21 protein-coding genes and 1 pseudogene are annotated in these 23,729 nt (G+C 67.7%); 12 read left to right on the forward strand and 10 right to left on the reverse strand.

The genetic code is table 11. The features are described 5' to 3' along the window. Positions 1-59 precede the first annotated feature (59 nt). Positions 60-1,136, forward strand: coding sequence for a VIT1/CCC1 family protein (locus tag JVH1_RS25030; protein ID WP_009475115.1), 1,077 nt, complete (start codon positions 60-62; stop codon positions 1,134-1,136). Here JVH1_RS25030 and JVH1_RS25035 read toward each other — a convergent pair. Both JVH1_RS25035 and JVH1_RS25040 read right to left on the reverse strand, forming a co-directional pair. Further along, positions 1,059-2,123 (reverse strand): GAF domain-containing protein, encoded by a 1,065-nt coding sequence (locus tag JVH1_RS25035; RefSeq protein ID WP_043779027.1) that lies wholly within the window; start codon positions 2,121-2,123, stop codon positions 1,059-1,061. The two genes, JVH1_RS25030 and JVH1_RS25035, sit on opposite strands and share 78 nt — an antisense overlap. 80 nt (positions 2,124-2,203) lie before the next feature. After that, positions 2,204-2,518 carry a helix-turn-helix transcriptional regulator gene (locus JVH1_RS25040; protein WP_009475114.1) on the reverse strand — a complete coding sequence of 105 codons (315 nt, stop codon included), beginning with the start codon at positions 2,516-2,518 and terminating at the stop codon, positions 2,204-2,206. A gap of 133 nt (positions 2,519-2,651) precedes the next feature. On the opposite strand from JVH1_RS25040, the gene JVH1_RS25045 reads away from it, so the two are divergent. Both JVH1_RS25045 and JVH1_RS25050 read left to right on the forward strand, forming a co-directional pair. Next, entirely contained in the window at positions 2,652-4,226 is a 1,575-nt protein-coding gene (locus JVH1_RS25045; protein WP_009475113.1) for an MFS transporter, read from the forward strand. After that, positions 4,223-5,743 carry an FAD-dependent oxidoreductase gene (locus tag JVH1_RS25050; protein ID WP_009475112.1) on the forward strand — a complete coding sequence of 507 codons (1,521 nt, stop codon included), beginning with the start codon at positions 4,223-4,225 and terminating at the stop codon, positions 5,741-5,743. Before JVH1_RS25045 ends, JVH1_RS25050 begins: the two co-directional genes overlap by 4 nt. 21 nt (positions 5,744-5,764) lie before the next feature. Here the strand turns inward: JVH1_RS25050 and JVH1_RS25055 are convergent, their stop codons facing one another. The 3 genes from JVH1_RS25055 to JVH1_RS25065 are packed head-to-tail and all read right to left on the reverse strand — an operon-like array spanning position 5,765 to position 8,684. Continuing rightward, positions 5,765-6,997, reverse strand: coding sequence for a cytochrome P450 (locus JVH1_RS25055; protein WP_009475111.1), 1,233 nt, complete (start codon positions 6,995-6,997; stop codon positions 5,765-5,767). Positions 6,998-7,022: 25 nt separating this feature from the next. Continuing rightward, positions 7,023-7,646: an HAD family hydrolase gene (locus JVH1_RS25060; protein ID WP_371113039.1), complete on the reverse strand. Its 624-nt coding sequence runs from the start codon at positions 7,644-7,646 to the stop codon at positions 7,023-7,025. A gap of 39 nt (positions 7,647-7,685) precedes the next feature. Next, the gene (locus JVH1_RS25065; protein ID WP_009475109.1) at positions 7,686-8,684 is read right to left on the reverse strand and encodes a ScbA/BarX family gamma-butyrolactone biosynthesis protein; all 999 of its coding nucleotides are present in this window, start codon (positions 8,682-8,684) and stop codon (positions 7,686-7,688) included. A gap of 483 nt (positions 8,685-9,167) precedes the next feature. On the opposite strand from JVH1_RS25065, the gene JVH1_RS25070 reads away from it, so the two are divergent. Then, the gene (locus JVH1_RS25070) at positions 9,168-10,640 is read left to right on the forward strand and encodes a DUF4185 domain-containing protein (protein WP_009475106.1); all 1,473 of its coding nucleotides are present in this window, start codon (positions 9,168-9,170) and stop codon (positions 10,638-10,640) included. Positions 10,641-10,700: 60 nt separating this feature from the next. Here JVH1_RS25070 and JVH1_RS25075 read toward each other — a convergent pair whose 3' ends face one another. Continuing rightward, entirely contained in the window at positions 10,701-11,912 is a 1,212-nt protein-coding gene (locus JVH1_RS25075) for an SfnB family sulfur acquisition oxidoreductase (protein ID WP_009475105.1), read from the reverse strand. Positions 11,913-12,038: 126 nt separating this feature from the next. Between JVH1_RS25075 and sfnG the strand changes: the two genes are divergently transcribed. Then, complete coding sequence (gene sfnG / locus JVH1_RS25080) at positions 12,039-13,154, forward strand: dimethylsulfone monooxygenase SfnG (RefSeq protein WP_011595156.1); 1,116 nt, start codon at positions 12,039-12,041, stop codon at positions 13,152-13,154. A gap of 43 nt (positions 13,155-13,197) precedes the next feature. Here the strand turns inward: sfnG and JVH1_RS25085 are convergent, their stop codons facing one another. The 3 genes from JVH1_RS25085 to JVH1_RS25095 all read right to left on the reverse strand — a co-directional run bounded on the left by JVH1_RS25085 (position 13,198) and on the right by JVH1_RS25095 (position 16,990). Then, on the reverse strand, positions 13,198-14,853 hold the full coding sequence (locus tag JVH1_RS25085) for an FAD-binding dehydrogenase (RefSeq protein WP_009475103.1): 1,656 nt from the start codon (positions 14,851-14,853) through the stop codon (positions 13,198-13,200). Beyond that, entirely contained in the window at positions 14,850-15,557 is a 708-nt protein-coding gene (locus tag JVH1_RS25090; protein WP_009475102.1) for a TetR/AcrR family transcriptional regulator, read from the reverse strand. Before JVH1_RS25090 ends, JVH1_RS25085 begins: the two co-directional genes overlap by 4 nt. Positions 15,558-15,664: 107 nt before the next feature. Continuing rightward, positions 15,665-16,990 carry an MFS transporter gene (locus JVH1_RS25095; RefSeq protein ID WP_043779025.1) on the reverse strand — a complete coding sequence of 442 codons (1,326 nt, stop codon included), beginning with the start codon at positions 16,988-16,990 and terminating at the stop codon, positions 15,665-15,667. Positions 16,991-17,125: 135 nt separating this feature from the next. Here JVH1_RS25095 and JVH1_RS25100 point away from each other — a divergent pair, with 135 nt between their 5' ends. From JVH1_RS25100 to JVH1_RS25110, 3 genes and pseudogenes are all read left to right on the forward strand, one after another. After that, complete coding sequence (locus JVH1_RS25100) at positions 17,126-18,295, forward strand: LLM class flavin-dependent oxidoreductase (RefSeq protein WP_009475100.1); 1,170 nt, start codon at positions 17,126-17,128, stop codon at positions 18,293-18,295. A gap of 19 nt (positions 18,296-18,314) precedes the next feature. Further along, positions 18,315-18,766, forward strand: a pseudogene (locus tag JVH1_RS25105) (helix-turn-helix transcriptional regulator). 9 nt (positions 18,767-18,775) lie between these two features. Then, positions 18,776-19,207: a VOC family protein gene (locus tag JVH1_RS25110; RefSeq protein WP_009475098.1), complete on the forward strand. Its 432-nt coding sequence runs from the start codon at positions 18,776-18,778 to the stop codon at positions 19,205-19,207. 10 nt (positions 19,208-19,217) lie between these two features. On the opposite strand, the gene JVH1_RS25115 is transcribed toward JVH1_RS25110, so the two are convergent. Next, positions 19,218-19,730, reverse strand: a complete 513-nt coding sequence (locus JVH1_RS25115) for a CGNR zinc finger domain-containing protein (protein ID WP_009475097.1) — start codon at positions 19,728-19,730, stop codon at positions 19,218-19,220. Between the two features lie 263 nt (positions 19,731-19,993). Here JVH1_RS25115 and JVH1_RS25120 point away from each other — a divergent pair, with 263 nt between their 5' ends. From JVH1_RS25120 to JVH1_RS25135, 4 genes are read left to right on the forward strand one after another with little or no spacing between them, the layout of a single operon-like run. Further along, entirely contained in the window at positions 19,994-21,844 is a 1,851-nt protein-coding gene (locus JVH1_RS25120; RefSeq protein WP_043779097.1) for a hypothetical protein, read from the forward strand. Next, the gene (locus tag JVH1_RS25125) at positions 21,841-22,035 is read left to right on the forward strand and encodes a hypothetical protein (RefSeq protein ID WP_009475094.1); all 195 of its coding nucleotides are present in this window, start codon (positions 21,841-21,843) and stop codon (positions 22,033-22,035) included. Before JVH1_RS25120 ends, JVH1_RS25125 begins: the two co-directional genes overlap by 4 nt. Next, complete coding sequence (locus JVH1_RS25130; RefSeq protein ID WP_009475093.1) at positions 22,036-22,398, forward strand: hypothetical protein; 363 nt, start codon at positions 22,036-22,038, stop codon at positions 22,396-22,398. It abuts the gene before it with no gap. Next, positions 22,395-23,729, forward strand: coding sequence for a hypothetical protein (locus tag JVH1_RS25135; protein WP_009475092.1), 1,335 nt, complete (start codon positions 22,395-22,397; stop codon positions 23,727-23,729). Before JVH1_RS25130 ends, JVH1_RS25135 begins: the two co-directional genes overlap by 4 nt.

Below are 23,729 nucleotides of genomic sequence, written 5' to 3' on the forward strand. Positions count from 1 at the left end.
CGCCGCGGTGGGGAGGGCGCGTCGGTAGGCTTCTCCCGTCGACGATCGGGAGGCGGACGATGGTTGGTGCACGACCGGATCCCGGTCCGCGTGAAATCCGGAAATGGCGTCGCTACCTCGCCGACGAACGCGCCGAGGCGGCCGTCTACCGCGACCTCGCGAAACGCCGGAGCGGTGAGGAACGCGAGATTCTGCTGGCGCTCGCCGACGCCGAGGGACGGCACGAGGCGCACTGGCGCGGGCTGCTCGGCGAACACGTCGGCAAGCCCGTGCGCGGTGATCTCCGCACTCGCATCCTCGGTGTGCTGGCCCGGCGGTTCGGATCGGTGTTCGTGCTCGCCCTCGCGCAGCGCGCGGAGACCCGGTCGCCGTACCCGACCGACGTCGACGCCACCGACGCCATGGGCGCGGACGAGCGGATCCACGAAGAGGTGGTGCGGGCGCTGGCGGCGCGCGGGCGAAATCGGCTGTCCGGCACGTTTCGTGCCGCCGTGTTCGGTGCCAACGACGGCCTGGTCAGCAACCTCGCCCTCGTGCTCGGCATCAGTGGTAGCGGCGTCGACAATCACATCGTTTTGCTGACCGGCCTCGCCGGTCTGCTCGCGGGCGCGTTGTCGATGGGTGCGGGCGAGTATGTCTCCGTGCGGTCGCAGCGTGAACTGCTCGAGGCGTCGGCGCCGGGGCAGGGCGCCCGTGAGGCAGTGCCGCTCCTCGACGTCGACGCGAACGAACTTGCACTCGTGTACCGCGCGCGGGGCATGCCCGCGCAGGACGCCGAGAAACGCGCGGCCGACGTGCTGCGGAGAGCCGTTCAGCCCGAGCCCGTTTCGGGTACGGAAACCACCGACGAGCACGAGGCCATCGGCACCGGGCTCGGTGCGGCTGCCGCGAGTTTCTGCTTCTTCGCGTCCGGTGCGGTGATCCCCGTGTTGCCGTACCTCTTCGGCATGGAAGGCACCGCCGCGCTCGTGGTCGCTGCTGCGCTGGTCGGCGTCGCGTTGCTCGGGACCGGTCTGGTTGTGGGGTTGCTGTCGGGTGGACCCCCGGTCAAGCGCGCGTTACGCCAGCTGGCAATCGGGTACGGCGCAGCCGCCGCCACTTACCTGCTGGGCATGCTGTTCGGGACAGGCGCCTGAGAACGTCATCATCACCACGGGTGTGGAACCGTAGCCGGGGACGGGAAATGTGCGCACCGTGTGCCGGGACCAGGACCCGTCGGACAGGGCGACGCGGGCGACTCCGGGAACACGGGCCGTGATCCGTTGCCGCACCGCCGCGAGGTCTTCGCCGTGCAGCAGTCCGATCTGCCCGCCCTCCGCCGCGGCAGACAAACCCGCCAGCGGTGCGGTGATCCATTTGATGGCGTACCCGTGCTGTGAATCGACCAGTGCCGCATGAACCCCCGCGACCGCGTGGACGGTCGACGCGATATCGGAGTCCATCACCCGGATCGCCAGTTCGCCGACGTCGGTCTTGTGCGTGACGTCGTGATCGACGCCCCGCAGCACCACTCCCTCGGGTGTCGCGACGGCTCGGCGCACGAACCGGACGAGGCGCAGCGTTCCGTCGTCGTGGCGGGCGATGAGTTCGCCGGACAGGAACTCGCCGTCCCGCGCGTTGTCGACGCGTTCCATCAGCACCGCGATGTCGGAGAGCCGCGGCACCCTCCGGTACAGGTCGGCGAGACCGAAGTAGTGGTGCTCCGGCCGGGTGTCCGCGACTCCGTACAGATTCCGGAACTCACGCGTCCATCGAGTGCGTCGCGGACCCGCCGACACGGACAGGTTCCATTCCCACCCTGCCGCCCGGTGCGGTTGGGGCACCGGACTGTCCGCACGACCGGTGAAGATCTGCACCGCGAGGACGTCTCCGCCCGGACCGAGTACCGGTTTCCCCACGACGAGATCGATGTCGCCCACCGTCTCACCGAGGGTCACCTGCACCGGCTGTCCCGACGACCTGACCGTGTCGATGGCTCCCGTCACCAGCGTCAGCATCCTGCCGCGGTAGACGTTGCCGAGCGGCCGGCACTGCCGCTGTTTGATGCCCTCAGCGATCACCGTCGGTGCGTCTCCCAGGATTTCGACCAGTATCCAGCCGTCTCCGCTTCCCCGTTGTTCCACTCGTACCGCCCCCCTCATGGCGCACGATCATCGCACGGCGGCGATCCGGATGCTCGGCGAGACGGTCGCTGCGACGGCGTTCAGTCCGGTGTGGTCGCGACGGCGTCCAGGAGCCCGGGGAAGCGGGATTCGATGTCGGATCTGCGCAGCTGAGCCATCCGCGAATTGCCGCGGTCGACCTGCTTGATCAGCCCGGCTTCACGCAGAACCTTGAAGTGGTGGCTGCGGGTCGATTTGGACACCGGCAGCCCGAACGACGTGCAGTGACGTTCCGCCCCGTCCGCCTCCACCATGAGCTTCTGCACGACCTCCAGTCGCAGGGGGTCGGCGAGAGCGGCCAGGACGGAGACCAATTGGATCTCGTCGCGCGCGGGATGTCCCTCGGCGTCGGGCACGGCGCACCTCCAGGTTCGGGTTGTCGACCACCAGAGTGTAGGTTCGTCTTGCATCGAACCTAACTCTGGTGCATGGTTCGTATTGTATCGAACCTCTGGTGCACGGGGGCCGCACACTTCAGGAAGGATCGACATGACCTCGGAGCTGACCACGTCGGATGCCACGACACCGACGTCACCACCCGAAACACCACCGTCCGACCCGCGACGCGGGAACCTCACCCTCGCCGCCGTACTGCTGGCCGTTCTCGTCGTCCCGATGTCGATCTCCGGAACCGCGGTGGCGCTGCCCGCCATCTCCTCCGACATCGGTGGCGGCGCATCGGGCCAGCAGTGGGTGGTGAACGCGTTCAACCTGTCGTTTGCGTGCTTCACCCTGGTCTGGGGGTCGCTGTCGGACCGTTTCGGCCGCGGCCGCCTGTTCGCCGCCGGTGCCGCCACGTTCGCGGTCGGGAGCGTCGCCAGCGCGCTGGCCCCGAACATCGTGGTCCTCGACGTCGCCCGCGGCGTCGCCGGTCTCGGTGGCGCCGCCATCTTCTCGTGCGGCGCGGCCATCCTGTCCTCCGCCTTCGACGGGCCCGCCCGTTTGCGTGCGTTCGCCCTGTTCGGGACGACCGCGGGCATCGGTGTGGCGCTCGGACCGACGCTGTCCGGGCTTCTCGTCGACACGGCAGGCTGGCGGCCCATCTTCGCGGTCCAGGCCGCGGTGCTGCTCGTGGTGCCGGCGGCGACCCCGGTGATCGGACTGGCACGACCGGCCGGCGAGGTGGCCGCGAAGTTCGACCTCCTCGGCACCGTCCTCCTGGTGCTGGGTCTGCTCGCCGCGATGGTCGGCATCGTCCAGGGCGAACCATGGGGCTGGGGCAGCCCGGCGGTCGTGGCGTCGTTCGTCCTCGCGGTCGCGCTGCTGGTCGCGTTCGCCCGCGTCGAATCGCGACGTCCGGCCCCGCTGCTGGACCTCGAACTGCTCACCCACGCCCGGTTCATGGCCCTGTGCCTGGTCCCGGTGGCGGCCTCGTTCGGCTTCGTCACGTTGCTCACCTACTTCCCGACCTTCCTCCAATTCGTGGCCGGTCAGTCTTCGGCGAAGGCGGGTCTGGTGATCGTGCTCCTCACCATTCCGGTCGTGGTGGGACCGCTCGCCGCAGGCCGTGCAGTGGGCGCCGGGGTGAACCCGCTCGTGGTGATCTGGATCAGCCTGGGAGCCTTGATCGCCGGTGACCTGGGACTTCTGTTGGCGGGACCCGACACGGTGGTCGCGGTCATCGCGGTGCCGCTGCTCCTCGCGGGCTGCGGAATGGGACTGTCCGCCGGTCTCGTCGACGGTCAGGCGCTCGCCCTCGTCCCCGAGGAGAAGGCGGGTATGGCTGCGGGAGTGGTGAATACGATGCGACTGGGCAGCGAGGCCATCGCGGTCGCGGTGTACGCGGCGCTGCTCACCGGTCTCGTCACCCGCAGGGGCGAGGAAGCGCTGGCCGGCGTCGACGGCGTGGGCAATACAGCGGACGTCGTCGGCAAGGCCGCCAGCGGCGATCTCGAGCAGGCCCTGGCGGCGGCCGGACCGGACGTCCGGGAACAGGTGGCGCCGCTCGTGATCGACGCCTACAACAGCGCGTTCCACACGACGCTGGTCGTTCTGGCGGTCGTCGTCGCCGGATTGTCGGGTGTCATCGCGGTGCTGCTCCGACGCGGGGCGGGCGCGCGGTGACGGAGGCGGACGACCTGCGACAGCACTATCAGGTCGTGGTGGTCGGCGGCGGCCCGGTGGGATCGCTGACGGCACTCGAGCTGGCGCGCAGCGGAATCGACGTCCTCGTCCTCGAGGCGGCCCCGCACACCACGGACGTTCCGAAGGCGGGGACGATTCACGCGCGGAGTATTCAGCTGCTCACTCGTCGAGGGCATTTCGCGGCGCCGGACGTGGACGCAGGAGCCGTGTCGACCACTTTTCACTACGCCGGGGTCTGGGGTCTGGAGATCACGGTCCCGCCCGGCGAGGGACCGGCCATCGCCGGTATCGGGCAGAGCGATCTCGAAAGACTCTTCACCGCACGGCTGATCGGTCTCGGCACCCCGGTGGTGAAGGCGGCGGTGGTCACGGACGTCGACCAGGTCGACGGCGGGGCGACGGTGACCTTCACCCATGAAGGACGCACCCGGGTGGTCACGGCCGACTGGGTGGTCGGCGCGGACGGCGCCCGCAGCATCGTGCGGCGAAGCGCGGGCTTCACGGCGACCGAAACGGCGCCGACCGCCGCCGCGCTCCTGGGTCTCGCCGTCCTCGACGACCCCGCGAACGCCCCCAAGGGGTGGGTGCGCACCGAACGGGGCTGGACCGTCCTCAACGTCAATCACGCCGGCTTCAGTCGCATCATCACGTTCAACCTCGGTGGTCCGCACGAGGATCATCGCCGGCCGCTCACCGCGGAGGAATTGCAGGAGACGGTCGACAGATTCGCGGGCCGTCCCGTTCCGTTCCGCGACGCGCGGTCGCTGTCCCGGTTCAGCGACTATTCGCGGCTGGTCGACGACTACCGGCTCGGCCGGGTCCTCCTCGTCGGCGACGCGGCGCACGTGCACTTTCCGCTCGGCGGGCAGGGCCTGAACCTCGGTATCGGCGACGCGATCGGCCTCGGCTGGCGCCTCGCCCTCGTCGCGCGGGGACAGGCCGACCCGACGGTGCTGGACGTGTACTCGCGGGAACGGCACGCGTGCGCGGCCGGGGTGATCGCAAACGTCGCGGATCAGCGTGAGCGTATGCGAGTCGGAGTGGACGGTGACCGCCTGCGACACGAACTCGGCGTCCTGCTGGAGGACCGCGACCGCAATCGGGCGCTGGGTTCCGCGATCAGTGCGCAGAGTCAGCCGGCGCCCAGCGCTCTCCAGGACGCGGCGCGCGGCGACTTCGCAGCGAACACCGTGATCGAGACGGACACTGGGATCACCGACCTGATCCGGTTGCACGTCGCGGCGGGGGACCGGGGGCTCCTGCTGTGCGGGGACGCATCCGAATCCGTCCGCGCAGTCGTCGAACCCCCGTGGGGTGAACGGGTGCGGCTGATTCAGGCGCGGAACCTCGGGCCCACCACGGTGCTCGTGCGACCGGACGGCGAAGTGGCCTGGTCGGGGGAGTTGGGAGACGGCAGCGAACTCGTCGCCCGGCTCGCGGAGACGTTCGGCGGCTCCGCCGCCCGTGCGCGGTTGACGAGTGCAGGGACTCGTTAACCGCGCACGGGCGCGAAGCGCCTACCAGCGGACGGGAAGCGACGTCGGACGCCGGAGGAGCACTCCCGAATCCCACGGCACCGCAGTCGGTTCGGTGGCGAGACCGAGAGTCGGGAGCTCTTCCGCCAGCCGGACCAGTGTCGTGGTGATCTCCATCCGGGCCAGCGACGCGCCCATGCAGTGATGCATGCCGTACCCGAACTGCAGATGGCGTTTCCCGTCCCGGAACGGGTCGATGAGTTCCGGGTGCGGGAACGTGTCGGGGTCCCGGTTCGCGGCGAACGCGTCGGCGTAGACGAGGGCGCCCACGGGGATCACGGAGTCCTTCAGCCGAACTTCACGTGTGGCGATCCGGGGAAACGTCGAAATGTTTCCCAGCGGAAGCACCCGCAACAGTTCCTCGACCAACTGCGGCGCAGCGGCCGGTTCCTCCACCAGCAGCGTCCACAGCGACGGTGCCTGCAACAGCACGTACACGGCCTTCGCAAGCACGGACAGCACGTTCTGGTCGGCTCCGAGGACGGAGCCGAGCAGGATCGCGACGAGTTCGTCGTCGGTCAGCGGCGGTTCCGTCTCGTCCCGCGCCGCGAGGAAGCGGTCGATCAATCCGCCCGGTTCGACGGGCCGCGTCCCCTGCACGAGATCGGTCACGTAGTGGTAGACGAGCCAGAAGTTCTCCAGCAGGCCGGGAATGTCGGTGTCGTGCGACAACTGCACCACCCGTGACGACGGGCGGAAGTAATCGATGTCCGACTCCGGGATCCCGAGGAATCCCGCATTCACCTCGACGGGCAGGCGGTCGAGCACCGTCGCGAACAGGTCTGGGTTCTCCTCGTTGCGCAGCAACGCGATCCGTCGGTCGAGGATGCGGCGGACCGACCCCTTCAGCTTCTCGACGCCGGCGGGGCTGTAGTCGGCGTTGACGAAACTTTTCATCCGTGCGTGATCCGGGGTGTCCAGATTCAGCAGAAGGTCCGGGGGCATCGTCGTGGGCTGAAAACTCGGCCCGCCTTCGACGTTGGTCTCCTTCCGGCCGAAGGACGGATCCGTGAGTACCTTCAGGACGTCGTCGTACCGTGTGACGTGCAGGGCGGTGTGACCGCTCGGCAGGGTGATCTCCGGCAGTCCGGTGGGCCCCTCCGCGGTCACCGCGGTGTACGCGACCGGTGGGTCGAGGTGGGGAATGTCGTCGATGGACACCGCGACATCGTGTCCGCGGCGGGGTGGAGTGAGTGTCGAAATCTGGGTCGTCACGTCGTACTCCTTCTGTTGGTGGGATTCACAAGACGGCGGCGACGCCGGTCAGCCGGGACAGTTCACTCGATGCCTGGGCGTTGGTTCGGAAATGGACGGCACGCCAACCGCTCTCGCGTGCCGCCAGCACGTTCTGCTCCAGGTCGTCGATCAGGATGCACTGATCGGCGTCGACGCCGGCCGTCTTCTCCGCGATCGCGAAGATCTGGGGGTCCGGCTTGCGCGCGCCGACCAGGCACGAGTCGACGAGAGCATCGAGCGGGCCGGCGGGTTCGATGATCGGTCTCCAGAATCGCTCCCACTCGACCACATTGTTCGACAGGACGCCGACGCGCAGGCCGTGAGCCTTCAGGCCGCGCAGCGCCGCGGCCATCGCCGTGTTGACGGTGATCCCGTCGAACCACTGCTCGCCGAACGTCTCCAGCCGCGCCCGGGTGAGGTCCAGGCCGGGGTCGGCGGCGGCGAGGTGCTCCCTCAGCCTCGCACCCCACTCGCGCTCGGTGATCTGGGCCAATTCGATCGGGGCCAGAGGATGTGTCCCGAGGTCGTCGCCGACGGCGCTCATCGCCGCCTGCAGGGCTGCGGGTGCGATGCCCGTCTTCGTCTCGTACGCCGCGAAAGAGTTCGGCGAGCGGGGGTGAGAGCACACCACCGAAGTCGAACCAGACCATGGTGTCGTCCCGTGTCGTCATCGGACGATCCGATCGAGAGCGGCAGTCGAGACGCTCACTCGTTGCAGGGTGACCCGGCCGTGGGCGATCTGCCGGCCCTCCTGCGCCAGAGTGACGGACAGGACGACCTGGCGGGAGCAGATTTCCGCCTCGGCGACGGCTGCGCAATCGGTCGGCAACTCCAGCTCACCGAAGCTCTCGAAGACGGCGTCGCACCCCACGAGCACGAGCATTCGCGGGGACAGGCCGAACAATTCGTGCGCGGCAACAAGGGCGGTCTGGCGCATGGCCTCGAAGATCAGTGCGCCCGGCACGTGGTCGAGCGGGTGATCGAACAGGCCCGGGTGGGCCTGATCGACCAGGACCTGGCTGCGCACGGTGTCGCCGGCGACACCGATCCGGCTGAGCACCACGTTGTCGAACGAATGTCGAGCCACCTCCCGAGGCTCGACCCGCTCGTGCAACGGATGCGGACGGGCCGGATCGAGTTGCAGCGGTGCCCGACCCTTCTGCCGGAGGCGGTCCCACGCGTCGCCGGGCATCCACTGGATGGTCATGCTCATGGTGGCCGCGGCAGATCCGTCCAGCGCCAGTGTCATTGCGAGCGTGATTCCGACGATGTCGGCGCCCCGCCGCTTCTCCGCGGTGATCGTGGCGTCCAAAACCCCCGCGGCGGGTGCGGGGCCCACTCTCACGGAGTCGAGGTCGACGACCTCGAGCGCTCCGGCGTTGAACACGAACTTGGCGTCGAGCGGAGCGTCGACGTGCCGATGCGAGATGAGGATGGACGCCTGCCGGAACGTTTCGAGCAGCAGCAGCGGATCATACTGTCGTACAACGATATTGTGATCGCTGTAGTAGCTGTGGACTCTGGGGAGCTGCACACCGAGACGAAACTGTGGGTAGCTCTCGCAGATGATGTCGGTGAGGAAGACCTCGCAGATCGCCGCGCGGTGCACGTGCGCGCGGGGGATGGACGACGAATAGGACAGGGTCGGTTCCAGGACGGCGGTCATGTCGATTCCTTTCGTTGACAGCGGAATTCGCACGGGTCGATGCCGCCGAGCGACGACGGCGGTGATCGGTGGAATGCGGGACCCGTGCAGAACGGTGGTTCGCGCTGGAGCGGAAGAACGCGGGCGGGCCCGCAGCGCAGAGGGCGAGGAGCTCGGGGTCTCGTCGCGGGCCGGGAATCCGGTGGATGCGCACGATCAGTGAATACCGGGCGATCCCGGAGCGTCAACAGATGCAATCGGGTGTTCACCGATCCCTTGACGGTGTTCGGTACGCGAACACACCGGTCGAAAGTCGTTGACCTGCGGTATCGGTGACTCTGCGTACGAGTAACTTCCACTGTCGCGGGCAGGAGTCACAGCCCCGGTTCCGGATCGAGTCGGAAATGTTACCGCCAGGTATGGCGTGTGGTAACCGGCGAGCGTAAGAGGGCGATGCTATGTTCCCCTCGCCGGGAGTGGCCGGAGTTGACGGAGGGGTCGGGGATGTCGAAGAGGTGGGTCGCGTCGGTCGCGGCAGTGGCGATCGGCTCGGGCATGATCGCCTACTCGAACCAGAACGCTGCTGTCGCGGAACCAGAGCCGGTGTCCAACGGCCTACCCGGCAGCGGTCCCTGCGCGAGCGAAGTGTCGAACGAAACCCATTCGCTGATACCGGAAAAGCTCGAGATTCCGATCCCGTACCCGAAAATCACGACGGTGCCGTACCCCGCGCCCGTCACCGAGCCCGTCCGCGTGTCGCAGGCGTTGCCCGCCGACACGTGCACCGATCCGTGCCCCGACCTCACCGACGAGACCGACCAGGCCCCGGGAAACCTGTCGAGCGTGCTGAACATCCCGGACGTCAGCGTCAAGTTCACACCCTTCCACTTCGGTATTCCCGTCCCGGGCGCCGACATCCAGTTGCCTCCGCCGCCGCCCCTCGTGCACCCCGCGACCGAGGAGGCGCCGCGCAGCGCGGCCCCGGCCACCCCGAAGATCGGCGACGTGACCCGCGTGGCCAAGGTGACCGGATCCGGCTCCGTCAGCCGCACCGACAAGCGTTACCAGGTCAACGGCACCGACCTCGGCATCATGTGGGAGAGCGCCCCCGACCAGATCGCTGTCGCGTTCGGCGACACGGTCGGCAAGGGATTCCAGCCACCCGGTGGTCAGGGCGACGACTGGCGCAGCAACGTCCTCGGTTTCAGCTCCGACCGCAACCTGTCCGACGGCATGAGCCTCGACAGCATGGTCCAGGACAGCCGGTGCCACGCGGCGGAACTGCTCGACAGCCGCAAGCTCGACAACATCGAGATCACCACGATCCCGACCTCGGGTTTCGCCGTCGGGAGCCGGCAGTACATGAGCTACATGTCGATCCGCACCTGGAACAGCATCCCCGCCACGTGGTGGACGAACTACGGCGGCATCGCCTACTCGGACGACGGCGGCTCGACGTGGACCAAGGACCCATACGCGAAGTGGGACAACATCTTCGGGGTCACCAAGTTCCAGGTCGCGTCGATGGTCCCGGCCGGCGACTTCGTGTACATGTTCGGCACCCCCAACACGAGGCTCGGCGCCATCGGTCTGGCCCGCGTCCCGGCCGCCGATGTGCTGAACACGTCCGCGTACCAGTACTGGCAGAACGGCAACTGGACGCCCGTCGGTGGTTACACGGAGGCGACGCCGATCGTGGACGCCCCCGCCGCCGAATTGTCCGTGCGCTACGAGGAGGCCACCGGCAAATGGCAGATGGCGTACCTCGACACGTCCAAGGCGGCCATCGTTCTCCGTGAGTCCGACTCGCCGCAGGGAGCCTGGTCCGACGGGGCACCGATGGTCAGCGCCGTCGAGTACCCGGAACTGTACGGCGGGTTCATCCACCCGTGGTCGAGCGGCGACGATCTGTACTTCACCATGTCGACGTGGTCCGACTACAACGTCTTCCTCATGAAGGCGGACATAGGCGCGTAACACCCGTGCGCGGTTGACGAGTCCAGGGACTCGCTAACCGCTCACGGGCGGCGGAGCCGCCTACAGCAGGCCGTGACGGGGTGGGACGGTGCCCGACAGTGTCCACCGGCCGATGTGCTGGATCTTCCACCGCGTGGGGTCGTGCAGGGTGTGGGTGCGGGCGTCGCGCCAGTACCGCGACAGGTTGGACGTTTCCGACGCACTGCGGGTGCCGCCCAGTTCGAACAGCACGGTCGACGCCTCGAGTGACGCGCGGGCGGCAGCGACCTTGGCTGCGGCGGCGTCGATCGAGGCGACCGCGGCACTCTGCTCGGTGAGGTCGCGCCGCGCTGCGTCGATGCTGCGCGCACCCTCCCGGAGGAGTGCCGTCGCGGACCGGACGGTGACCGCCGCCTCACCGGCCAACTGGATCAGCAGGGGATCGTCGACGGCGTCGGTGACGCCCGCCTCGAAATAGGGCCGTGCCTGACGCGCGGAGCGCACGCCCTCGTTCAGGGCCGCTGCGGCGATCCCGGCGTCGATGGCGGCGTGCAGGATCTGGGCCTGCGACCCGTACGTGGTGGGTGCGTCGAAGATGGGGGAGAACGGCACGACGTGGAATGCGGGCACCCGGACGGCGTCCAGAGTGACGGTTCCGCTCGCCGTGGTCTTCTGCCCCATGCCGTCCCAGTCGTCGACGATCGACAGCCCGGCGGCGGTGCTCGGCAGGTAGGCGACGGCCTTGGCGGGTTTCCCGGTCGGCGTCGTCGTCCCCGGAAGGGTGGCCCGTACCGCGATCCAGTCGGCGAACAGTGCGCCCGTGCTGTAGAACTTGCGACCGTCGACGACGAAGTCGCCGCCCTGCTCGGTGAGCGTCGTGGCGTCGATATCGATCGTCTTGGTTCCGCGCTCGCTCTGGGCGTTGGCGAACCGGCGCCCCGCGAGCACCTCGGAGTAGAAGAATTCCTGCTGCGCGGGCGTGCCCTGGTGACGCAGCACCTCGAGGAACGTGTAGTGGCTGTGCGGGATCTGCGCGATGCTCGGATCGCCCTCGGCGAGAATGCGGAAGACTTCGGCGAGGGTTTCGGTCCGCGCGTCGATGCCACCGTGCTCGCGGGGAACGCCGAGCGCGAGCAGTCCGGACGCGGCGAGAGCGCCTACCTGTTCGTAGGGGAGTTGCCGGCCGGCATCGCGGCCTGCCGCCTCCTCGGCGAACTGTGCGGCGAGATCGGCAGCAACGGCGAGCGCTTCGGCCTCGTCACTGATGCGGTGGGCGCTCTGGACGGCGGTCATGCCTGACCTCCCTGTACTGCTGTCATGCCGTCGAACCTCACACGGACCCGCGAGCCGGGTGAAGGGTTGTACGCGCACTGATTGGAAGGGTGGGCGTGCGCTGTATGGGCGGGTTGCATGCTGGGTATGTCAACCGAACACATCGCTGAGCAGATCAAGTTCGCCTACTGGGTGCCCAACGTCAGTGGCGGGCTCGTCACGTCCGACATCGAACAGCGGACCAGCTGGGATTACGAGTACAACAAGAAGCTCGCCCAGACCGCCGAGAACAACGGTTTCGAGTACGCGCTCAGCCAGGTCCGGTACGAGGCCAGCTACGGGGCCGAGTACCAGCACGAGTCGACCAGCTTCAGCCTCGCACTGCTGCTGGCCACCGAACGGTTGAAGGTGATCGCTGCCGTCCACCCGGGTCTGTGGCAGCCCGCGGTGCTGGCGAAGCTGGGTGCCACGGCCGACCATCTGTCGAACGGCCGGTTCGCCGTCAACGTCGTGAGCGGCTGGTTCAAGGACGAATTCACCCACCTCGGGGAGCCGTGGCTCGAGCACGACGAGCGGTACCGGCGCAGCGCCGAGTTCCTGCAGGTGCTCCGAAAGATCTGGACCGAGGACGACGTCGACTTCCGCGGCGACTTCTACCGCATCCACGACTTCACCCTCAAGCCGAAGCCGCTGAACACGCCCGACCGTCCGAACCCCGAACTGTTCCAGGGCGGCAACTCGGCCGCCGCACGGCGGAACGCGGGCCGGTACTCCGACTGGTACTTCAGCAACGGCAAGGACTACGACGGCGTCACCGAACAGCTCGTCGACGTGCGGAAGGTGGCGCGCGAGCACAACCGGGAAGTGAAGTTCGGGCTCAACGGATTCATCATCGCCCGCGACACCGAAAAGGAAGCGCGCGACACCCTCCGCGAAATCATCGAGAAGGCGAACAAACCCGCGGTCGAGGGATTCAGGTCCGCCGTTCAGCAGGCCGGCGCGTCCACCGCCGACAAGTCGGGAATGTGGGCCGATTCCACGTTCGAGGATCTCGTCCAGTACAACGACGGATTCCGCTCCCAGCTGATCGGGACGCCGGAGCAGATCGCCGAGCGCATCGTCGAATACCGCCGCCGCGGAGTCGACCTCATCCTGGGCGGATTCCTGCACTTCCAGGAGGAGATCGAATACTTCGGCGCCAACGTCCTGCCGCTGGTCCGTGAACTCGAGGCTTCCGAGAGGCTCGCGCCCGTGAGTGGTTAACGAGCCCAGGGACTCGTTAACCGCGCACGGGCGGCGGAGCCGCCTACAGGTGCCGGGCCAGCGCGCGACCCGCGGCCCGGCCCGAGAAGATGCAGCCGCCGAGGAAGGTGCCCTCGAGTGCGCTGTAACCGTGGACGCCGCCGCCGCCGAATCCGGCGACCTCGCCGGCGGCGTAGAGACCCTCGAACGGTGTGCCGTCGGGCCTGATCACCTGCGAGTCCAGGTTGGTTTCGAGGCCGCCGAGGGTCTTGCGGGTCAGCAGGTGCAGCCGGACCGCGATGAGGGGGCCGTTCTTGGGGTCGAGCAGTTCGTGGGGGCTCACGACGCGGGTGATCTTGTCGGCCAGCAGGTTCCGTGCATTGCGGATCGCCATGATCTGGAAATCCTTGGTGTAGTTGTTCTTCACCTCCCGGTCGCGGGCCACGATTTCACGTTCGAGGTCCTCGTACTTCAGCGGTGCCTCGGGGGTGAGGGCATTCATGCCGTCGACGAGGTCACGGAGATTGTCGCGGACGACGAAGTCCGCACCGTGCTGTTTGAACGCCTCGACGGGACCGGGCGCGCCCTTCTTCAGGCGTTCGGCGAGCAGTTTGAAATCGCGCCCGGTGATGTCGGGGTTCTGCTCGGAGCCCGACAGCGCGAACTCCTTCTCGATGATCTTCTGGTCGAGGACGAACCACGTGTGGTGGTGGCCGCTGTTCATGATGTGGTCGAGGGTTCCCATGGTGTCGAAACCGGGGAAGTTGGGGCTGGGCAGGCGTTTGCCGTTGCCGTCGAACCACATCGACGACGGTCCGGGGATGATGCGGATGCCGTGGTTCGGCCAGATCGGGTCCCAGTTCTGGATCCCCTCGGTGTAGTGCCACATCCGGTCGCGGTTCACGATGTTGCCGCCGGCGTTCTCGGTGATCTCGAGCATGCGGCCGTCGACGTGCGCGGGGACGCCGGCGAGCATGTTCTCGGGAGCCTTGCCGAGGCGCGCGGGCCAATTCTTCTTGACCAGTTCGGGATTGCCGCCGATGCCGCCGGACGTGACGACCACGGCCTGCGCGGCGAATTCGAATTCTCCGACCGGGGTCCGCGAACTCTTCACACCGCGTGCTTCGGTGGACGGTTCGAGGACGGTGCCGCGCACGCCGGTGGCGGCGCCGTCGGTGACGACGATCTCGTCGACCTGGTGACGATGCTTGAACGTGACGAGGCCCCGCTTCGACGCGGCCATCACGCGGGTGAGGAAGACTTCGACGACCCCCGGTCCGGTGCCCCAGGTGATGTGGAAGCGCGGAACGGAATTGCCCTGTCCGAGAGCGGATCCGCGTCCGCGTTCGGCCCACCCGACGTTCGGCATCAACCGCAGCCCGAGGTCGTGCAGGTATTGCCGCTTCTCGCCTGCCGCGAACTCGACGTACGCCTGGGCCCACAGCCGCGGCCACTGGTCTTCGCGGGCTCGATCGAAGGCCGCGGTGCCCATCCAGTCCTGGATCGCCAGTTCGTACGAGTCCTTGATGCCGAGGCGCCGCTGTTCGGGGCTGTCGACGAGGAACAGGCCGCCGAGCGACCAGAAGGCCTGCCCGCCGAGATTCGCGGAACTCTCCTGGTCGACGACGAGGACCTTCCGGCCCGCCTTGACCATCTCGTAGGTGGCGACGAGTCCGGCCAGTCCGGCGCCGACGACGATCACATCTGCCTGTTCGGTCACGAGGACCCCTCTTTCCGGTGTGTGTGGGTATGGGTGGTCTCGGGTTCGGTGTACGCGGCCACGACGTGGGTGAACAATTCGAGACGTAGTTCCCGGGCGGACGCGTCGTCGTCCTCGATGAGGCACTGGACGCTCGTGCCGTCGTGCAGGGCCACGAGCGCGCGGCCGAGCACCCGCGGATCGCCGACTACGCGCCGCCCGAGCCGGTGCAGCGCCTTCTCGAGGATCGGCACGATGGTCGCCAGAATCGTGTCCTCACGTGCTGCGAGGGCCTTCTTCAGCGCCTGGTTACGCAGGGCGTGGGCGGTGAATTCCGCGTTGATCCGGTACCACTGGTCGTCGACGGGGACGACTCCGAGCACCAGTTCGGTGCCGGCGCGTAGTTTTTCGGCAGGCGTGAGCCCCGAGAGGTCGATGCTGGACGAGTCGGCGGCGAGCCGGATCTGTGCGAGCATCGCGCTGGAGCGCTGTTCCCACATGGCGAAGAACATCTCGTCCAGCGATGCGAAGTTGGAGTAGAAGGCGCCGCGGGTGTAACCACCGCGTTCGCAGATCTGCTCGACCGTCGACCGTCCGAAGCCGTTTTCGGCGAACACCTCGACCGCGGCGTCGAGCAGACGCCTGCGTGTCTGGCCGCGCCGTTTCGTCACCCGGCGGGGTGTGTCGGTGGCAGGCTCGGGGGAGCGCGCCGGCGACGTCGACATGGGCACTCCTCCGATCGGGTCGAAAGCAGCCGTCGATACACTAGCGTATCGGATACACCAGTGTATCGATCTCGGCTGTCAGAGCCCGTTCGGAGAGTTCGGCGCCCTCAGAGGTAGAGGTCCTGCTTTCGGATCAGAGCTGTGGCCACGACGCTGATGGCCGAGGTGGCGACGAGGTATCCGCAGGCCAGCCAGGGAGTTCCGCCGGCGACGGCGATCAGGGCGGTGAGGATCATCGGCGTGATGCCCGACGCGTAGATTCCGGAGAACTGGTACACGACGGACAGGCCGGTGTAGCGGATCTCGGTTGGGTACAGGCTCGCGTACAGCGTGCCCTGCGCTCCGTAGAAGAGGGCATGGACGACGCCGAACACGAGCACCATCGCGACACCGAACAGGATGAGATTCTCCGTGCCGAACAAGGCGAACGCCGGGAAGACCGCGAGCCCGTAGGCCCCGATCCCGACGAGGTAGATCCTCTTGGCGCCGTAGCGGTCGACCAGCAGGCCGGAGAACGGCAGGAGCACGGCCATGACCGTTGCGGCGACGGTGACGACCAGGAGGACGGGGATCTTCGCGAACTCCAGATTCTTGGTGGCGTACGTGATCGCGAAGACGCCCCAGGTGTTGAACGCGGCACCCTCACCCCAGCGCGAGAGCAGGCCGAGGAGGGTGCCGCGGCGGACCCGGCCGCGGAACACGTCCTTCAGCGGAGCGGAGGAGCGTTTCGCGAGGTCGTGCACTTCCTGGAACGCCGGGGTCTCCTCGACCTTCAGCCGGACCACGAATCCGACGAATACGAGAATCAGGCTCAGCAGGAAGGCGATCCGCCACCCGTAGGAGAGGAACTGGGCGTCGTCGAAGATCACCTGCAACGCGGCGAAGACGCCGGTGCCCAGGGCCAGGCCCAGTGCCAGGCCGATCTGGGGGATGCTGCCGAAGATGCCGCGCTTCTTCGCGGGACTGTGTTCGACGGCGAGGAGCACTGCGCCCGCCCATTCACCGCCCAGTGCGAACCCCTGCAGGATGCGCAGCAGGAGCAGAAGGATCGGCGCGATCACCCCGACCTGCGCGGCCGTGGGCAGCACACCCATCAGGGCGGTGGCGGTGCCCATGATGAACATGGTGAGCGCGAGTGTCTTCTTGCGTCCGATGCGGTCGCCGATGTGGCCGAAGACGACTCCGCCGATCGGCCGGACCACGAAACCGACCGCGAACGTGGCGAAGGCAAGCATGGTGCCGACGAACGAACTCTGATCGGGGAAGAACAGCTGGTTGAACACCAGGCTGGCGGCCGTCGCGTAGAGGAAGAAGTCGTACCACTCGACTGTCGTCCCCAGGAGGCTGGCGGCGACGACGGTGCGGAGTCGCTTGCGCCGCTCGAGGTCTGATTCGGTCGAAGGTGTGTACGGGGCGTCGGACAGCGTAGTCATAGCGCGGCGACCGTAACCCTGCCCGCTGCGGTCGGGCACGATTCCGAATCATGGTGATCGAAACCCTCGCGCCCCGGGTTCGTCGTTGATGAACTGTCCTGTGGTGCCCATCTGTCGTCGACAAGAGGATCGCGCGTGTCTCTGCATTTCCACTGGTTCCTTCCCACCTACGGTGATTCCCGCAACCTGATGGCGGGTGGTCACGGGAGTTCCATGGCAGGAGACCGTCCCGCCACGCTGCGGTACCTCAATCAGATCGGTGCGGCGGCGGAGTCGAACGGCTTCGAATCGGTGCTGACGCCCACCGGTGCGTGGTGCGAGGACGCCTGGCTCACCACGGCCATGATGCTGGAGACCACCGAGACGTTGAAGTTCCTGGTCGCGCTGCGGCCGGGCCTGCTCAGCCCCACGCTGGCCGCACAGATGGCGGCCACGTTCCAGTGGCAGTCGCAGGGGCGGCTGTTGCTCAACGTCGTCACCGGCGGTGAGGACCACGAGCAGCGCACGTACGGCGACTACCTCGACAAGAGCCAGCGTTACGCCCGCTGCGGCGAGTTCCTCGACGTCATCCGTCAGCTGTGGGCGGGAACCGGACCGGTCGACTACGCGGGCGACTACATCCGGGTGGAGAACGCCCAGTTGCAGCGCATCCCCGACCCGGTGCCGCCGATCTTCTTCGGCGGGTCGTCGCCGGCCGCGGGCACCGTCGCGTCCCAGTTCGCCGACACTTACCTGACCTGGGGTGAGCCGCCGAGCGCCGTCGCCGGGAAGATCGCCTGGATTCGCGACCTCGCAGACGTTCAGGGCCGCACGCTCGATTACGGCATCCGGCTGCACGTGATCAGCCGTGACACGTCCGAGGAGGCGTGGGCCGAGGCCGATCGCCTGCTCTCCGCCCTCGACCCGGCGACTGTCGAGCAGGCGCAGCAGAGCCTCGCCCGGTCGGGTTCCGAAGGTCAGCGCCGCATGCGCGAACTGCACGGCGGGGGAAGCGCCTACTCGAAGGACGCCGGAGCGCGCGCGCTCGAGGTGGCCCCCAACCTGTGGTCCGGTGTGGGGCTGGTCCGCGGCGGCGCCGGCACCGCGCTGGTCGGCTCCCACGAGGAGGTCGCCGACCGCATCGCCGAATACGCGGCGCTCGGACTCGACCACTTCGTCCTCTCCGGCTACCCGCACCTCGAAGAGGCCTTCAACTTCGGCGAAGGGGTCCGGCCGATCCTCGAACGCCGGGGGCTGGTGCAGTCGCGCAGTCACCGTCCTGGCGACCTGTTCGGGTCGACGGCGTTCCTGTCTTCGAGTCGGTAGCCACTGCCAGACTGGGGGCATGGCAGAGACTGCGCGAGTGCCGGGGGAACTGCTCCCGCACCTGCGCCGTGCCCGCGACCTCGCCGACCGTGACTACGCCCGAACGCTCGACCTCGGAGAACTCGCGGCGACGGCAGGGGTGTCGAAATACCACTTCCTCCGGTGCTTCGCGGCGGTCTACGGCAGGACGCCGGGTGTCTATCTCGCGGAGCGCCGCGTCGAGCGCGCCCAGGACCTGCTGCGGGCGACGAACCTGACGGTCACCGAGATCTGCCACCTGGTCGGGTACACCAGCGTCGGGTCGTTCAGCGCCAAGTTCCGTCAGCTGGTCGGCACGTCACCGTCGGTGTACCAGGCGAAGTTCGCCGAGCACGGGCGCCGCGCATTCCCGGCTGCTATGTGTTCATGCACGGGCTGAGCGATCGAAATGCCGCAATTTCCGAGAAGCGCGGTCGGTCGCGCCGGACATAGGTTGGTCGCATGATCACCAACGTTTCTCTCGTCACCCTGTGGGTCACCGACCAGGACGATGCCAAGAAGTTCTACATCGACACGCTCGGTTTCGCCGAGGGCACCGACGTCACGATGGGTGACGGGTTCCGGTGGGTGACGATCCTGCACCCCGATCACCCGGAACTCGAGGTCACGCTCATGAAGCCCGGGCCGCCGCTCGACGCCGACATGGCCGAGGCGATCCGTCGGTCGCTGGCCGCGGGGACGATGAGCGGATTCGGGCTGACCACCACGGACTGTCACGAGACGTACAAGGATCTGGTGGCCAAGGGCGTCGAGTTCACCCAGCCGCCTGCCGAACGCCCCTACGGCGTAGAGGCGGTGATGCGGGACAACTCCGGCAACTGGCTGGTGCTCGTGGAGAAGCGGGAGTTCACCGGAGAGGACTTCCCGCACTGAGCGATACGGGTCAGCGCGCCCGGTGGCGTCGAACGGCGTCACGGTTCGCGCACTTCGGTGAGCAGTACCGCTGACGGCCGTTGCGGGATGTGTCGGCGTAGATGGCGGTGCACTCCTCGAGTGCGCAGCGGCCTAGCCGGTGCATGCCGCGGCCCACGAGGTGCAATGCGGTGCCGACGGAGAAGAGCGCCTCGAGCACGCCTGCCAGCGACTGCTGGTCGTCGCGATAGTGGAGGTGCCAGCCGTCGCCGGCGTGGTTGGTCAGTCGCGGGTAGGCGGATGCCTTCGTGAGCATGAGGTTGACCTGTTCGGCGCGGGCTTCGTCGCTGGTGGTGTCCGCGATCGACGCCCACCGGTGGAGCATCGCGAGCACGTCGGCGAGGTCGTCGTCGGTGACGGGGAAGTCGACGACGATGCCGGCGTCGACGCATCGGTCCACGAGTTCGCCGGTCGAGCCGGGCGGGTGATTCGTGAGGTCGGCGGCGAGTGTGACCGCGTACTCTCCGTAAGGGTTGAGATGCACAATGCCATTACATCACGCTGGGTGCATGAGCGAACATCACGAACACGACTGGCAGGAATTATCTCGACATCGGACGAGCACAGGAGTTGTCACGTACCTCGGTTGCTCGTGCGGGCGGTGGCAGTTATCGCTGCTCGAGGCATCGATAGGGGAATCTAGCCATATCTACGTCTGATCGCAGATCTGAATAGATTTGCCTACGAACCGCCGTGTGCCGGGTCGAGGGTCTGGCGTTTTCGGCGCGAGGCGCACATAATCACCACGTGAGCCAAGTAACTGTTACTCCGAGTTCACCCATTCTTGCTCAAACGGGCGGAGAGGGTGGCGGTGCGGCGTTCGATCAGATCATCGGAATCTCGGTGGCGACAGCGATCATCACCGTGGGTCTGCTGTGGATCGCGTACCTGCACCGCACACGCAAGATCACGTGGCTGCAGACGGCCGCCGACACGGCGGCACGCGCGCTCGACCGGCCCCCGTGGGTGGCCCTGCCCCTGGTGACGTTCGTCGGGACCATCCTGACGGCGTTCTTCGGTTTCATCTGGGACGTCAGCCTGCACATCGGGCGAGGCCGCGACGACGGGCCGCTCGCGAACCCCGCGCACTACTTCATCCTCGTCGGACTCTTCCTGCTGTTCATCACCGGAATGCTGGCGATGATCCTGCCGCGCGACGAGAAACCCGGTCCGGCGGCGATCAAGATCACGCGCACCTGGTACGTCCCGGTCGGCGGCGTCCTGGTGGCCGGGGCGGGGCTGTACGCCCTCATCGGGTTCCCCCTCGACGACGTCTGGCACCGCATCTTCGGTCAGGACGTCACGCTGTGGGGGCCGACGCACCTGATGCTGATCGGCGGTGCGGGACTGTCGCTGATCGGCGTCCTGCTCCTGGACTACGAGGGCCGGATGGCGACCCCCGGTGACACGAAGCAGGACAGCAGGCTGATCTGGTTCCTGCGGTGCGGCACATTCGGTGGCCTGCTCATCGGCCTGTCCGTCTTCCAGATCGAATACGACTTCGGCGTCGAACAATTCCGCCTCGTCCTGCAGCCGATGATGATCGCCGGCGCCGCCGCGTTCACCCTGGTGGCGGCGCGCATCGTTCTCGGACCCTTCGCGGCGATCGTGGCCGTGGCGGTGGCCGGCGTCGTGCGTGCGATCACGGCACTGATGGTGGGGCCGGTTCTCGGCGCCCCCACGAACGTGTTCGAACTGTGCCTCGGCGCCGCGGTGCTGATCGAACTCCTCGCCCTGACACCGCTGATCAAGAATCGGGTGGCCTTCGGTGCCGTCGGCGGACTCCTCGTCGCAACGGTCGGGCTGTGGCTCGAGTCGCTGTGGATCGACGCCGTGTACATCTACCCCTGGCCCACCAGCATGTGGCCGGAGGCGCTGGCCATGGCCGTGCCCGTGGGCATCGCGACCGGGGCCTGCGGCGCCCTGCTCGGGCGGGTGCTCCGATCCGAGGGACTTCCGCGTCCCGCGATCAGCCGCACCATCGTCGTCGCCACGGTCGTGGTGATCGCCGGTGCCACGGCCAACGGGCTCGTCGCGACCGTCCCGGAGAACGCCACGGCGACAATCGCTCTCACGGAGGCCGCGCCGGACGGCGGCCGGATGGTCGACGCGGAGGTGCGCATCGACCCACCCGATCTCGCCAGTGACAATCCCGCCTGGGTGTCCATTCTGTCCTGGCAGGGCGGCACCGGACTGGGCAACGGATTCACGGTCGACCGACTCGAACGCATCGGGCCCGGCACCTACCGGACACACGAACCGGTGCCGGTCCACGGAACGTGGAAGACGTTGCTGCGCGTGCAGGACGGGCGCACGATGACGGCCGTCCCGATCTACCTGCCCAGCGATCCGGGCATCGGCGCCGAGGAACTCCCCGCCGTCGCATCCTCGACCCGCGACTTCGTCCCGGAGATCACCATCCTGCAGCGGGAACGGAACTTCGATCACCCGTCCTGGCTGTTCGGTGCCGCGTCGCTGGTCGTACTCCTGTGCACTCTTGCGCTGATCACCGCGCTGGCCTGGGGAGCGGGCCGGATCAGCAAGTACACGCAGGGGCAGGCGGCCACCGGCACCCGCGAGGACGTGACGGTGACATGAATCCGGTGACCGACCCGGACGTCGTCTACCTCGCCGATCACTCGGTGCTGCTGGCGATTCCCGCGTTCGTCCCTGCGTTCCTGGTGGCAGGCCTGGTCATCTACCTGGCGGTCCGGGACCGCAAGGCGGAAGCGGCCGAGAATGCCGAGAGCGCGAAACACGGCCCGAGTGAGAAAGACGAGGAGAATTAGGTGATCAGGCGGTTGGCCGGAGTTGTCGTGGTACCTGCTGTCGTCGTCGCCCTGGTGGCGGGCTGTGGAGGCGACAACGACACGCCGGCAACGGACGACGGTGTCGTGATCGACGTCGTGATCGACGCAGGCTCGGTCACACCGAGCAACGAGCGCATCGAGGCCGCGGTGGGGGAGACCGTCACCGTGCGGATCGAGAGCGACGCCGACGACGAACTGCACGTGCACGCCGTGCCGGATCATTCGTTCGAGATTCACCCCGGAACCCAGGAAACCCAGTTCTCCGTGGACGTTCCGGGCCAGGTGGCGGTGGAACTGCACGACACGGGTAAGACGGTGGCCACCCTGCTCGTGCGTCCATGACCGTTGTTCTCGCGCACGGCCTCGGCGGATCCACCGACCTTCCGATCCCGTTCACGTATGCGCTGATCGGGGCGAGCTGGGCGCTCACCGTGTCCTTCGTGGTCCTGGCGTTCGCCTGGCGCACACCGAAACTGGACCCGGACAGTCCCGGGCGCCGATTGCCCGGCTGGGTGACGCGGTTCGTCGACGCGCCGATCACGCGGAACGTGCTGGCGGCGTTCGGTGTGGTGTTCGCGGTGTGGATGGCGCTCGCGGCGTTCTTCGGACCCTCGGAGTCCTCGGCGAATGCCCTGCCGGGCGTGTTCTACGTGCTGCTCTGGGTGGGGCTGGTTGCGGTGTCGCTGGCGTTCGGACCGGTGTGGCGAGTGTTCTCCCCGGTCCGCACGCTTCACCGATCGGTGTGCGCGGTGATCGGGCGCTCCCCGGCCGAAGGCACTGCGCGGTACCGCAACTCGTGGGGGTACTGGCCCGCGGTCGCGGGACTGTTCGCCTTCGTCTGGCTCGAGCTCGCCTCCGGCGACCCGGGTTCCGTTGCCGCCGTGCGTACCTGGCTGCTGGTGTACGTCGTGGTCACAACGGCCGGGGCCTTCACCTGCGGTGAGCGCTGGTGTGAGCGGGGCGATCCGTTCGAGGTGTACAGCACGCTGGCGTCGCGGTTGTCTCCACTGAGCCGGGATCGACACGACGGCCGGATCGTGCTGCGCAATCCGCTGGACCACCTGGGATCGATGCCCGTTCGTGCCGGCTCCGTCGCGCTGATGGCAACGCTGCTGGGATCCACGGCCTTCGACAGTTTCTCGGCGTTCCCGTGGTGGGCGCGGCTGGTGGACGGAATCGGTTCCCCGATCGGCGCGACTCTCGCGCGCACGGCCGGGCTGCTGGTGTTCGTCGGCTTCGTCGGGGTGTCGTTCTGGGTGGCTTCGCGGGCCGCGGGCGGATTACGGCCGGAGCAGCGCGCCGCCCTCCCGGGGCTGCTGTCGCATTCGCTGATCCCGATCATCATCGGCTACGTCTTCGCCCACTACCTGACGTATCTGGTGGAGAAGGGGCAGGCGACGGTGATCCTGCTGGCCGATCCGATGGGTCGGGGATGGAACCCCCTGGGACTCGGCGACGCGGAGGTCTGGTACGTGCTGTCCGAGCATCCGGCCGCGACGGCGTCGATCAAGGTGCTGTGCGTCCTTGCCGGTCACGTCCTCGGAGTGATTGCGGCACACGACAAATCCGTACGGGTCCTGCCCCGGGGTCATCAGCTGACCGGGCAGCTGGCACTGCTGTTCACGATGGTGACGTACACCTTCGGTGGGCTGTACCTGCTGTTCGGCGGCTGA

Source organism: Rhodococcus sp. JVH1 (genome assembly GCF_000280725.2).
In the GTDB taxonomy this organism is placed as follows: Bacteria; Actinomycetota; Actinomycetes; order Mycobacteriales; family Mycobacteriaceae; genus Rhodococcus_F; species Rhodococcus_F jostii_A.